12 protein-coding genes are annotated in these 12777 nt (G+C 35.9%); 7 read left to right on the top strand and 5 right to left on the bottom strand.

Translation table 11 applies throughout. The features are described 5' to 3' along the window. Positions 1-4: 4 nt before the first annotated feature. From DN392_RS29610 to DN392_RS29600, 3 genes are read right to left on the bottom strand one after another with little or no spacing between them, the layout of a single operon-like run. Positions 5-367: a cupin domain-containing protein gene (locus DN392_RS29610; RefSeq protein WP_000909987.1), complete on the bottom strand. Its 363-nt coding sequence runs from the start codon at positions 365-367 to the stop codon at positions 5-7. 25 nt (positions 368-392) lie between these two features. Further along, positions 393-1955: an autoinducer-2 kinase gene (gene lsrK, locus DN392_RS29605; RefSeq protein WP_071742376.1), complete on the bottom strand. Its 1563-nt coding sequence runs from the start codon at positions 1953-1955 to the stop codon at positions 393-395. Then, positions 1955-2887, bottom strand: a complete 933-nt coding sequence (locus DN392_RS29600) for a sugar-binding transcriptional regulator (RefSeq protein ID WP_000192710.1) — start codon at positions 2885-2887, stop codon at positions 1955-1957. Before DN392_RS29600 ends, lsrK begins: the two co-directional genes overlap by 1 nt. Positions 2888-3084: 197 nt before the next feature. On the opposite strand from DN392_RS29600, the gene DN392_RS29595 reads away from it, so the two are divergent. Genes DN392_RS29595 through lsrB form a run of 4 tightly spaced genes read left to right on the top strand, consistent with a single transcriptional unit; the run spans position 3085 to position 7542 of the window. Next, positions 3085-4566 (top strand): sugar ABC transporter ATP-binding protein, encoded by a 1482-nt coding sequence (locus DN392_RS29595; protein ID WP_048566167.1) that lies wholly within the window; start codon positions 3085-3087, stop codon positions 4564-4566. Further along, on the top strand, positions 4563-5516 hold the full coding sequence (locus DN392_RS29590) for an ABC transporter permease subunit (RefSeq protein WP_048566168.1): 954 nt from the start codon (positions 4563-4565) through the stop codon (positions 5514-5516). The genes DN392_RS29595 and DN392_RS29590 overlap by 4 nt, the downstream gene beginning before the upstream one ends. Further along, positions 5513-6502, top strand: coding sequence for an ABC transporter permease (locus tag DN392_RS29585; protein WP_048566169.1), 990 nt, complete (start codon positions 5513-5515; stop codon positions 6500-6502). The genes DN392_RS29590 and DN392_RS29585 overlap by 4 nt, the downstream gene beginning before the upstream one ends. Next, positions 6499-7542: an autoinducer 2 ABC transporter substrate-binding protein LsrB gene (gene lsrB / locus DN392_RS29580; protein ID WP_048566170.1), complete on the top strand. Its 1044-nt coding sequence runs from the start codon at positions 6499-6501 to the stop codon at positions 7540-7542. Before DN392_RS29585 ends, lsrB begins: the two co-directional genes overlap by 4 nt. Positions 7543-7586: 44 nt before the next feature. Here the strand turns inward: lsrB and DN392_RS29575 are convergent, their stop codons facing one another. Next, positions 7587-9089 (bottom strand): malate:quinone oxidoreductase, encoded by a 1503-nt coding sequence (locus DN392_RS29575; protein WP_000069157.1) that lies wholly within the window; start codon positions 9087-9089, stop codon positions 7587-7589. 376 nt (positions 9090-9465) lie between these two features. Between DN392_RS29575 and DN392_RS29570 the strand changes: the two genes are divergently transcribed. Continuing rightward, positions 9466-10512, top strand: a complete 1047-nt coding sequence (locus DN392_RS29570; RefSeq protein ID WP_064449473.1) for a DUF2332 domain-containing protein — start codon at positions 9466-9468, stop codon at positions 10510-10512. 314 nt (positions 10513-10826) lie between these two features. Here the strand turns inward: DN392_RS29570 and DN392_RS29565 are convergent, their stop codons facing one another. Further along, entirely contained in the window at positions 10827-11207 is a 381-nt protein-coding gene (locus tag DN392_RS29565) for a VOC family protein (protein WP_064057081.1), read from the bottom strand. A gap of 179 nt (positions 11208-11386) precedes the next feature. On the opposite strand from DN392_RS29565, the gene DN392_RS29560 reads away from it, so the two are divergent. Beyond that, on the top strand, positions 11387-11878 hold the full coding sequence (locus DN392_RS29560; protein WP_064057082.1) for a hypothetical protein: 492 nt from the start codon (positions 11387-11389) through the stop codon (positions 11876-11878). Positions 11879-12091: 213 nt separating this feature from the next. After that, a partial coding sequence (locus tag DN392_RS29555; protein ID WP_149238251.1) for an SH3 domain-containing protein occupies positions 12092-12777 on the top strand: 686 nt, incomplete at its 3' end.

Here is a 12777-nt window from a genome sequence, read left to right as displayed (position 1 = left end):
GAAATCACTCCTTCGTTAATGTTGGATTTTCCGTTTGTACCGTATCTTTACTTGGTAAATGTGGTGACTTAATAAAAACTGCTTTAAAAGGTTTGTCAGAATGGTTAATAAGATAGTGAGATTCATGAGGACGAACTTGCAGGACATCACCTTGTTTAATTGGAACTCTTTCGTTATTCACATAGAAATCTATTTCACCTTCTAATGCATAAAAGACCTCTTCGCACGTCGTATGATAATGGTTTTGAAACTCCTGCCCAGGCTGAATGACAACAAGGCCAAGATCAATATTTGGACCTTGTATTAAATATTTGGGCCCGTTATCACCGAATCGATAGGAGAAGTCATTTTCATTCGCTTTTAACATACAGTTCACTCCTTTATGTAATGTGTTACAGTGCACCAGGCGCAATCCACATATGTGAGGTGAGCCCTTTATCAGCTAAAGCGAGCTGACTGTCATATACAGTTTTCCATGTTTCATAGAACTCTTTATATAGTTCGTGATTTTCAGTAACTGGTTCGAATGTTTGCTCCCACTGTACAAACTCTTCGGCAGTTTCTTCCATAGATGAATATATGCCAGCGCCAAATCCAGCAGCAATCGCAGTTCCTAAAGCAGCTGCTTCTTTCACAACAGGTACTTTTACAGGAATACCAAGGACGTCCGATAAAATTTGTGGCCATAGTTTTCCTTTAGCAGCACCGCCAGCAAAAATGACTTCAGAAGGGAATGTCCCTGTGAGATTTTCTATTAATTTTAAGTTGCCAAGTGTAACAAAGGCAGCATTTTCTTCAATAGCACGGAACAGTTCTTTTTTTCCGCATTTGTCAGCATCTAAACTTAAATTTAAAAAAGAAGGTGCGGCATGACGCCAAGAAATGTAGTTCATAACATTTGAAAAGGTAGGGATAATGCCATGTGAACCAACAGGTACGTCTTTCGCTTGTTCTTCTAATAATGCATAAGCATCTACACCGAGTTTGTCAGCAAGTTTCTTTTCCTCATGGCAAAAAGCGTCTCGAAACCAGCGCATAACAAGGCCTGGGAAAAAGGCAATCGTTTCATATTGCCAAAGGTTAGGTACGACGTGACAATTTACCCGAATGGAAGCATGTGGATCTGTTTTTGGTTCTGTAACATTGACTTCTTGTTGCCAAAAACTACCTCCGCATATTAACGTTTGATTAGGTTTCACGACTCCTGTTCCAAGTGAGGCCATTTGTGCATCTCCGCCCCCGGCGACGACAGGAATTCCTTCACATAATCCAGTTAATGTTGCACACTCTTTTGTGACGTTGCCAATTACTGTACCAGCTTCATTTACTGTTGGTGAAAATGGCAAAGTTAGACCGCACTCGATAGCGACATCGTTATCCCATACTCTATTTTGTAGGTCAAAAATACCGGATGTACATCCGTTTGAAGGGTCGATTTGTAGTACGCCGCTTAGTTTATATAATATCCAATCGTTTAACATCGTAAAAGAATGAATATTACTATAGACGTCTGGTTCATGTTTTTTAATCCAAAGTAGTCGAGGTAAAGCACCTAATGAAAAAGTTTGACCAGATCTAGTATATAAACCTTCTTCAAGATGTGATCGTATTTCTTTTAGCTCACTAACTTCAGCGGATGCACGTCCATCAACATTTGCGCAAGCCCATATTTCTTGCCCACCTTTATCATATAAAACAAAACCTTCTCGCATACTAGTAGCGCTAATAGCTAGAATAGAAGAGGGCGTGACATTACTTCTTTGTAAAACTTCTTTCGTGCACTGTTGTACTAGCTTCCAGTTTTCTATTACATCAAAATTCATAGAACCCGGGTAACGAGGATTCGTGTTATGAACCCATTCTTTTTGACTGACCGCAATTTGATTACCTAATAAATCAAAAAGAACAGCTCGAATGCTTCCTGTACCAGCATCAAAAGCTAATAAATGAGACATTAACAATCACCATCCTTTCGTAATAAGGAGAGGGCCGTTTCCTCATCGGTAATTAATGTATGAATGAACTTTCCTTTTAAGGCACCATAAATTGCATCTATCTTTTCTATACCTCCAGCAACACCAACGACATGTTTCATTTTGCGCAGAATCGAGAGCGGCGTACCAATTAGTCGATTATGATGTGGGAGCTTTAATAAATCACCATTCGTATTATAAAACTGCCCTAAAATATCGCCAGCACCGTTTTGACTACGAATATATGTCATCTCACGTAGTGTTAATTTTTCTTCTTTTACAATAGTTGCGTCTTGGGATAGCCCGCCAATACCAACAACTGCTGTATGAGCAAGTGAAGCGACATGAAGCATATCTTTTACACTCGGTTCTGATAGAATACTTTGTGCCATTTCGGTTGTAGATGCTAGAAACGGCGTAGGGATAATGTGAAAATCGCCTTGCATGTAGTGAAAATAGTTTTGTTTTCTCGGGAGATAGTGATTTACTCCGCCTGTTAGCGTTACAATTGAAAGGTTGATAGAAGTTTCAAAATGAATGTTTTCTAGCATTTTGCTAATTGTTTCTCCCCAGCCAATACCGAGTAAATCGCCTTGCTGGAGATGAGTTTCTAAATATTGTGCAGCAGCTTTTCCGAGAGAAGCGTGATAATTGTTTACTGGGGTAGGGATAATAAAAGCATCTTTTAAGTGGAATTTTTTCATTAGGTCACGCTCAATACTTAAACAGTGCAAACCAGTCCCTTTTACGTGAAATGTAACGATACCTTCACTCCGCGCCTTATCTAATAATCGGACAACTTTATTTCTTGAAATGTGAAGAAGTGAAGCAATTTCCTGTTGTGTTAATTGGTCTTTATAATAATACCAAGCTACTTTCGTTAATAAATTCTCTTCAAAGTTCAGCTGTGTCATACGCGTCATCCCTTTCAACAATTGACCACTGCTTAAACATATGTGCCATATATTTTGTTTATTCCAGTTGAAACGATTAATTGTCTGATGAAAAAAGTGTTCTAGATATGAAAAAAGAAATATACAATGCTACAAAACAAGTAGAACAAATAATCATTTTCTCAAAAAATGTTCTGGATGAAGGCAGGTGACATCATGTGGAGAACGTACCTTTATTACATGTAAAGAGAATGAGTAAGGCGTTTTCAAATCAACATGTGTTAAAAGAGGTGAACTTACAAGTAGAGCGTGGCGATATATACGCTTTAGTTGGAGGAAATGGTGCTGGAAAATCAACATTAATGAAAATATTAACGGGGTTATATTCGTATGATAGTGGAGAAATGTATGTAAAAGGAATGAGGAGACAGTTTGTAAATCCGGAAAAAGCACACCGAGAAGGGATTTACTTAATACCACAAGAACCACTCATTTTTCCGCATATGACCATTGAAGAAAATATATGTATCGGACTAAAAGGGAAGAAAAAGGAATTAAAAGTAAAGATTCAGCAATTGATTGACAGTTTAAGATGGGATATTGACCTTAAAGAATTAGGAGGATCACTATCCATTGCGCAGCAACAGTTAGTAGAAATCGTTAGAGGATTAATACGGGAAGCCGAGATTCTTATTTTAGATGAGCCAACATCGACATTAACAACTCACGAAATAAAGAGTCTTTTTGTGCTGATGAAAAGCTTACAAGAAAAAGGAATTGGAATGATATATATTACGCATCGCTTTCCAGAAATCTTTGAAATTGCCAACAAAGTAGCGATATTACGTGATGGAATGATTGTAAGCCAAGGTGATGTATGTGACTATACATATGACATGCTAATGGAGGGGTTATTGCCGAAAGGGTATAAACAAGAAGAGAAAAGAGAAATAGTGCAAGAGACAAAAGAAACGAAAAAAATATTAGAAGTAATTGATATAACGAGTCACGCATTCGAAAATATATCATTTACTGTACATGCTGGAGAGATTGTAGGAATTGCTGGCATTGTTGGATCAGGCAGAACGGAATTAGCAGAAGCCATATTTGGATTGAAGTCTATAAAATTAGGTTCTATTTTATTAGAAGGAAAATCAATTGATTCATGCTCTTTGCATAAAAGACTTAGCGAGGGATTAGTTTATGTGCCAGAGGATAGAGCAAGAAATGGTATTTTCTCAATTGCATCGGTTAAAGAAAATATGACTGCAGCAAGTTTACATCAGAATAGTCGATTTTTCATTAACCAAGAAAAAGAAAGCGCTTTATTGAAGGCGTATATAGAACAGTTTCGAATTGTTGTACGAAGCATGGATGAAGTTCTAGCATCTTTATCGGGAGGTAATCAGCAAAAAGTCGTGCTTGCAAAATATCTTGCGTGTAATCCAAAAATTATTATTCTTGATGAACCGACTCGCGGAATTGATGCGAAAGCAAGGATTGAAGTATATGAGACGATAGAAAAAATGAAAAGAGAAGGACTCGCAATATTATTAATCTCTTCCGATGTTGAAGAAATCGTTCAATTAGTAAATCGTGTATATGTAATGCGAAATGGACAATTTGTTTCTCATTTAGAGAAACAAAATATGACTGTAGATGAAGTTACACGTCTTGCATACGGAGGTGTAACGGAATGAAACGTATGTATAAAATGCACGAAACATCTATCATACTATTATTACTCATTTACATTGCCATTGTCGGAATGATAAATCCAAGTTTCGTTCAGCTTAACTCGTTATCTTTAATGATGAAATCAAGCGTTATTTTAGTTGTCCTAGCAATTGGCCAATCGTTCGTCTTATTTACGAAAAATATAGACGTATCAGTCGGTTCAATTATGGGATTAAGCGCAGCTGTTTGCGGGATGTTGTTAACGGATGGATATCATGCATTTTTGTCCATACTTGCTGCTATTTTACTTGGCGCTATTCTCGGTTTTATAAATGGGATTGGCGTTGCGAAGTTTCGGGTACCAGCTATTATTATGACATTAGGTATGTTAGGGATCATTAGAGGTGCGATGTTAATTTTCACAGGCGGAAAGTGGATTGAAGACGTACCAAACAATTTTAAGAAACTGTCATCGATCGTCATACTTGGTTTGCCGATAATTGTATGGGTTGTTCTTATTATTTTACTACTACTATACTTCTTTTTAAGGAAAGTGCCATTCGGAAGATACTTTTATGCGGTAGGTGATAATGAAGATGGCGCGAGACTCATTGGTATACCTGTTAATAAAGTGAAGATATATGCGTTTATTATATCTGGCATAAGCGCTGCGCTCGCTGGTTGCATATTTGTCATGAATATCGGATTCGTTCCAAATCAAACAGGCACCGGGATAGAACTACAGGTTATCGCAGCTGCTGTACTAGGGGGAATTCATTTAAAAGGAGGAACGGGTTCTATAGTTGGAGCTGCATTAGGAGCAGTATTTTTAGAGGCGATTAGTAGTTCACTTGTCTTTTTAAAAATACCTGCGTTTTGGAATAATGCTATTTCAGGGTTTTTATTATTAGTAATCGTTATATTAGATAGTGTTATGAAAAAGTGGAAGGCGGAAAGGAGGATGAATCTATGAAGTATTTGTACAGATGGGAAGGTGTTCTAATTGTATTACTTTTTATAGAATTCATTCTCTTTAGTTTTATAAGTAGTGATTTCTTAAATATTAGTAATCTCCTTTTTAGTACAAATGATTTTCTATTTATAGCAATCGCAGCGATACCAATGACTTTCGTTATTGTAACAGGAGGAATTGACGTTTCTGTAGGATCTATTATGGGGTTAACTTCGATTATAATTGGTGTACTTTGGATGAATGGAATACCTATTTTGCTAGCTGTCATATTAACTCTTATAATTAGTTGTTTAGCAGGAGCTTTAAACGGAATCATTATAAAAATGACAGATGTAGAGCCACTTGTCGTTACACTCGGAACGATGTTTTTATACGGCGGAATTGCACTCGTCATTTCAGGAGGGGCAGGTGCTTCTGGATATGAAGGGATAAGTGGTTTGCCTGACGCATTTGTACAACTGGCAAACGGTAGTTTTATAGGGATACCGAATTTATTATGGTTATTGATTATATTAACGATTTTATGCACTGTATTGTTTCAACGTACTATTTATGGGCGCCACGTCAAATTAACAGGTGCGAACGAAAATGCAGCAAAATACACTGGGATCAAAACGAAAAAAGTAGTCATCATCGCTTACATACTTTCCGGGTTAGGAGGTGGATTAGGGGGCGCTTTCTTAACTGCATATTTCGGTTCCGCCCGTGCTGATATGGGAAGTGAAACGATTTTACCAATCATTACAGCAGTCGTATTAGGCGGGACACTTATTACAGGGGGAAAAGGAAGTATTATCGGTACTGTACTGGCGAGTATTTTTATTGGGCTCATGCAGTATGGCTTGCAAATGACGGGTTTAACAAATGAACAATCTAACGTAGTTATTGGTATTATTCTTATTCTTTCAGTTATTATGAGACATTTCAAATTACATCAATTCACACCGTGGAAAAGAAAGAACTTGCATAAGGGGGAAATGTCATGAAGAGAAAACTGGGGATTGTATTCATTGTATGCATTTGTTTAATCGGTTTAATCGCTTGCTCTAGTCAAACGGCAGATAAGAAAAGGGCAGATGATGTGAAATTTGCATTCATTCCGAAATTAACTGGAGTTGGCTTCTTTACATCGGGCGGTGAAGGAGCAAAAGAGATGGGAGATAAACTAGGTGTACAAGTGAAGTATGATGGACCGTCTGAAGCAAGTGTATCAGGGCAAGTGAAATATATAAACAACTTTATTAATCAAAACTATGATGCACTTATGGTCTCTTCTACGTCAGTAGATGGTTTATCACAATCATTACAACGAGCTAAGAAAAAAGGAATGACTGTTTTAACGTGGGATTCTGATGTGAATCCGAAAGACCGTTCATTTTATATAAGCCAAGGAACACCAGATCAACTTGCTAACTTATTAATTGAAATGACTTCCAAACAAATTGGAGATAAAGGAAAAGTAGCATTCTTTTATTCTAGCCCAACAGTAACAGATCAAAACCAATGGGTAACGAAAGCGAAAGAAATTATTAAAAAGAAATATCCGAACTGGGAAATTGTAACGACGCAGTACGGCGAAAATAATGCGCAAAAATCGTTATCTGTAGGAGAGAACATTTTAAAAACATATCCAGATATTAATGCAGTCATTTGTCCAGATGCAACGGCACTTCCGGCGATGGCACAAGCAGCGGAAAACTTAAAAATGGATAAAAAAGTCGTTGTAACAGGGTTTTCTACACCGAATGTTATGCGTGATTATGTAAAACGAGGAACAGTACAGCAATTCGGATTATGGGATGTAAAACAACAAGGTGCACTCGCAACGTATGTAGCAAATGAAATAGTAGTAAAAGGGAAGAAGTTAAAAGTAGGGGATAGCTTTGAAGTAGAAGGAATCGGAAAAGTGAAAGTAGAGCCAAACTCTATTCAAGGATATGATTATGAGGCAGAAGGAAACGGAATTATCGTACTACCAGAACGAGTTGTATTTACAAAGGATAATATTGATAAATATAATTTCTAGTAACGAAAAAACGTCCGAATATATCGGACGTTTTCATTTCTTCATTAATTATGAACCGTTTCTTTTTCATTTAATCCAAGGGTACGACCTGTAGAAGTATGAAGGTCTTGGAATAATCTTGGATTTTCTGTTAATGAAATGCCGTAAGAAGGAATCATTTCTTTTATTTTTCCTTCCCATTCTACCATGCGGCTTGGGAAGCATTTTTCTAATACTTCAAGCATGACGTGAACGGCAGTAGAGGCACCTGGTGAGGCACCTAGTAATGCAGCGATTGAGCCGTCAGCTGCACTGACAACTTCTGTGCCGAATTGAAGTGTACCTTTACCGCCAGCATCAGTGTCTTTAATTACTTGCACACGTTGCCCAGCAACTACAATATCCCAATCTTCACTTTTCGCGTTCGGAATGAATTCGCGTAATTCTTCCATACGTTTTTCGTGAGATAACATAACTTGCTGAATTAAGTATTTTGTTAATCCCATTTCTTTTACACCAGCAGCTAACATCGTTAAGACGTTATTTGGTTTTACAGAACCAATTAAGTCAAGGTTTGAGCCAGTTTTTAAGAACTTAGGAGAGAACCCTGCGAACGGTCCAAATAGTAAAGCTTTTTTATTGTCTATATATCTCGTATCAAGGTGAGGTACAGACATTGGCGGAGCGCCAACTTTAGCTTTACCATATACTTTCGCATGATGTTGCTCGACAACTTTCTGGTTTTTACATACCATAAATAGTCCACTTACAGGGAATCCACCGATATGTTTTGATTCAGGGATACCAGTCTTTTGTAGTAGAGGTAGACTACCGCCACCGCCACCGATAAAGACGAATTTTGCAGTGTGATGCTCAATTTTACCACTATTCATATCGTGTACTTTTACTTCCCACAAACCATTCTTTGTGCGTTTAATATTTTCGACACTATGTTTGTAGTTTAGCTCGACATTTTTCGTTTGTAAGTAATCAAACAACATACGTGTTAATGCACCGAAGTTAACATCTGTTCCAGAATCAATCTTCGTTGCAGCCATTGGTTCGTTAGGTGTACGTCCTTCCATAATGAGTGGAAGCCATTTTTTTAATGTTTCAGGAGCATCGGAAAATTCCATACCTTGAAATAGTGGATTTTTTGAAAGCGCTTCAAAACGGTTTTTTAGAAACTCAACATTTTTTTCACCTTGTACTAAACTCATATGAGGTAGAGGCATAATGAAATCTTGTGGATTACGAATTAATTTACTTTTTACAAGATATGCCCAAAATTGTCTTGAAAGCTGGAATTGCTCATTCACTTTTACAGCCTTACTAATATCTATAGATCCGTCAGATTTTTCGGAAGTATAGTTCAGTTCGCATAGCGCAGAATGCCCTGTACCTGCATTATTCCATTCATTAGAGCTTTCTTCCCCGGCACTTGCGAGTTTTTCAAAAACTTTAATTTCCCATTCAGGTGCTAATTCTTTTAGTAATGAGCCTAACGTTGCACTCATAATTCCTGCACCAATTAAGATAACGTCTGTTTTTTGCTGCATGTTGCTCATGATAATCTCTCCATCCCCTATATTGGCAAAAAAGAGTAGGTGTTTTCTATGTCTAAGCCGTAAAAGAGAAACACCGCCTAGGCCCCACCTAGGTATTTACCTTTTTTGTCTCAATTGTATAACCATCTCATACTCTATTATAATAATTAATAGACTAAAATATCTAGTGTTATCTGATAATTTTAAACTATTTAACGTTTTATTCGCCAAAAATCTTATTTAACAAGCTCTTTTAAGGTGATAAATAGAAAAAAATTACAGTTTGAAATTATCTCGAAAAAGCTTACGTATCCTTAAGTGACTAAATTGAGTACCTTTTTATGGAAGTATTCTTTCTGTAATGGTAAGATTATTCTGAAAAAAAGGAGGAACTCTAATGCGTACAAAAGAGCAAATTTCAAACTTATTTCGAAACTTTTCAATAAAGGAATGTAAAGGGTCAAGTGATTTATATGAATATTTATCGATGAAAATTGCTGAAGATGAGGAAGTACTTACACTATCGTCCTATGCTCAGGTAGGTCAACCAGTCCCAAACTTACTATTAGGTGCAGTACATTATTTATTGTTAGCAGGGAAAGAACATCATTTAAAAACGTATTATAGTAGTTTAGTTGAAAATGCCGATACAAATTTAGATAAAGCTTTTGATCACTTTAAAGATTTCTGTAAAGAGTACCGAGAAGAAATCATTACTTTGTTACAAACGAAACTCGTTCAAACGAATGAAGTAAGAAGGTGCGCATATTTATACCCAAGTTTCTGCTACATATTTAACAAAGTGAAGAAGCCGTTAGCGTTAATTGAAATTGGGACAAGTTCTGGGTTGCAACTGTTCTGGGACCAATATAGTTATTCGTACGGGACGGATGAAATGTACGGAAATATAAATTCAAATGTGCATGTAACTTCTGAAATAACAGGGGAGAATGTGCCGCATTTTCTAAAAGAAAGCCCATCTGTCGTAGAAAGAATCGGACTGGACTTACATGTGAATGATTTACATAATGAGGAAGATTATTTATGGTTACGTGCTTTAATTTGGCCAGAACATAAAGAAAGGCTTGAGATGTTTGATCAAGCTGCATCTTTAGTGAAAAATGAATCTGTCCAATTAATAGAAGGAGACGGTGTAGAGCTATTATCATCTATTATTGAACAAATAAGTGAAGAAGCTGTTATTTGTATTTTCCATACACACGTCGCAAATCAAATACCAGAACAAGTAAAACATAAGTTAGAAAAACAAATACAAGAAATTGGCGCAAAACGTGATGTATTCCACCTTTATAACAACATGTGGGATCGTGACCTTCATATTGATTATTATATTAACGGAAACGAATATCGTGAAACGGTTGGAGAAACAGAAGGGCATGGGAAATGGTTTAGCTGGAAGATTGGAAATGAGACGCTTATTTAGATTAATAGGGGCGCCCTCACTTGTAAAAGATGAGGAAATAGGTTTAAGCATTGACTAAACGGCTAAGGAATAAATTTATTATTCCTATACAAAAAATGCTTCGGAGAAATCCTAAGCATTTTTTGTATTACATTCAAATCCCATAATGAATCATATACTTTATAACAGCTGAATAGTTGATGATTTTCATGGCGCCATTACTTCTTTATTGGATACGAGCTGGAAAGATAAATTAAAATCTGTTTCTTCAAATTTAGCTTTTGTATAATACTCCTCCAAACTAATGTTCATTTGTTCTTCAGAAAAAAGATAAATTAAATCGTAATTTCAATTTGATTACCTTCAGGATCGCTTATCACACTTTCGTAATAGCCATCTCCAGTGAAACGTGGTCCATTTAATAAAGGATAACCATCATTTTTTAATGTTGTAGTTAATTCATTTACGCGTTCTTCACTACCGACAGAGAAAGCCATATGAGCATAGCCAGTTATGTTAAGGTTAGGCTCGTTTTCTATACCTTTTTTACGCATAATTTCAAGTCTTGCTCCAGATTCGAACGTAATAAAATAAGATTCAAATTGTTTCAATTCATTATGATATAAAGAGTTCGATTTACCATTAAAGTACTTCGTATAGAAAGAACGCATTAATTCTAAATCATTTACCCAAATTGCAATATGATCTATTTTCATAGTTTTTACCAATCCTAACTTAACTAATTAGGCTTTCACTTTATAAAAATTGTTTTTGCATTGCAAGAATTTTGATTGGGTGTTGAAGGTGGTATTAATTTTTGGTTATTTATGAGCATACAATGTGTAATTAAGTAAAGGAGCAACATAGTAATTAAAGAAAAAGGTGAATGTAGCATATGAATCAATTTGAGCAAATGATGTACGTTGGTGTCATCATGTCTACTGTACTATCCGTAATGATTTTAGGGTCCTTATATTATAATCCTCGACTATCGTTAACTGATTATCCGAAAGATATTCAAAAAGTAGTTTTTCCAAAATCGATTCATGAAAAAAAGCAAACCATTTACTTTAATATTGTATATAATGCTATTCTTTTCGGTTGTCCTTTCGTTTCTACATATATATTACATAAACATGAAAAATTAATGTATATGGATGCTTATTTACACACTTTTGGTATTTTAATGATTTTCAATTTAGTAGATTTACTTATAATTGATTGGCTAATTTTTTGCTGGATTACTCCAAGGTTTGTTGTGATTCCTAGTACGGAAGGAATGAAGGGATATAAAGATTATAAGTTTCATTTAAGAGGGGCTATAGTCGCTACTCAATTTTTAGCAATCGTAAGTTTATTTTTGGCGGGAATTGCAACGACTATTTAGTGTGAAGAAGGGCATGAAGCTTTTATAAAAGATAAGGAGATTTATAATATATAGAATTAGAAATAAGAATTTGTTAGTATTGAAGTGATGAGTTTTAATAACAGTATATTAAGCGGTATTAATATACTGTTGCAAATGTTTTGATATTATGTAAAATTATACAATTTTACAGAGACATTTAATAAAATTCAAAAAAATATAATGGAGGCTAATATGAAAAAAGTAATTGGCGCAGCAACAGCAACTATTTTTGGATTGGGGGCGTTTACCACAACCGCTACCGCAGAAACAATCGTAACAGCAGATGTACTTAACGTACGTGAAAAACCGACTACAGAATCAAAAGTTGTCGAAAAAGTAAAGAATGGGCAAGAGTTAAAAGTCATTAATACCGAAGATGGCTGGTCAAAAATTGAGTTAAATGGTAAGGAAGTATTTGTAAGTTCGGAGTTTACTAAAGATGTGTATCATGTAACGGCAAATTTGTTAAATGTACGTACTGAAGCAAACACAGATTCAGAAATTCTTGGCAGACTAAAAAAAGATGATGTAATTGAATCAACGCATCAAGTAAAAGACGGATGGCTGCAATTTGAGTATAAAGGAAAAACAGCTTATGCAAATGTTTCTTTCCTATCAAGTACAGCACCAACTGAAAAGAAAACTGAAGAGAAAGCAAAGCAAGTAGCGAAAGTACAAAAATCAGTTAAAGAAAAGAAAGAAGTAAAGACGCAGAAAGTAGCAAAAGCGAAAGAAACAACGAAAGCACAAGAAATAGTAAAGCCTAAAGAAGAAGTAAAAGTTAAAGAAGAACCGAAAGCGCAAGAAATAGTAAAGCCTAAAGAAGAGGCGAAAGTATCAGAGAAAGTAAAAGTTAAGGAAGAACCGAAAGCGCAAGA

It is taken from the genome of Bacillus sp. BB51/4, from assembly GCF_008368845.1.
GTDB classification, from domain to species: Bacteria; Bacillota; Bacilli; order Bacillales; family Bacillaceae_G; genus Bacillus_A; species Bacillus_A wiedmannii.
This window is presented reverse-complemented; position numbering and strand designations above follow the sequence as displayed.

Excerpts from the sequence above, each read along its gene's own strand:
- DN392_RS29570 (WP_064449473.1), top strand. The coding sequence starts at position 9,466 with ATGCGTACAAAAGAGCAAATTTCAAACTTATTTCGAAACTTTTCAATA.
- DN392_RS29600 (WP_000192710.1), bottom strand. The coding sequence starts at position 2,887 with ATGACACAGCTGAACTTTGAAGAGAATTTATTAACGAAAGTAGCTTGG.
- DN392_RS29575 (WP_000069157.1), bottom strand. The coding sequence starts at position 9,089 with ATGAGCAACATGCAGCAAAAAACAGACGTTATCTTAATTGGTGCAGGA.
- DN392_RS29610 (WP_000909987.1), bottom strand. The coding sequence starts at position 367 with ATGTTAAAAGCGAATGAAAATGACTTCTCCTATCGATTCGGTGATAAC.
- DN392_RS29585 (WP_048566169.1), top strand. The coding sequence starts at position 5,513 with ATGAAGTATTTGTACAGATGGGAAGGTGTTCTAATTGTATTACTTTTT.
- lsrB (WP_048566170.1), top strand. The coding sequence starts at position 6,499 with ATGAAGAGAAAACTGGGGATTGTATTCATTGTATGCATTTGTTTAATC.
- DN392_RS29590 (WP_048566168.1), top strand. The coding sequence starts at position 4,563 with ATGAAACGTATGTATAAAATGCACGAAACATCTATCATACTATTATTA.
- lsrK (WP_071742376.1), bottom strand. The coding sequence starts at position 1,955 with ATGTCTCATTTATTAGCTTTTGATGCTGGTACAGGAAGCATTCGAGCT.
- DN392_RS29560 (WP_064057082.1), top strand. The coding sequence starts at position 11,387 with ATGAATCAATTTGAGCAAATGATGTACGTTGGTGTCATCATGTCTACT.
- DN392_RS29565 (WP_064057081.1), bottom strand. The coding sequence starts at position 11,207 with ATGAAAATAGATCATATTGCAATTTGGGTAAATGATTTAGAATTAATG.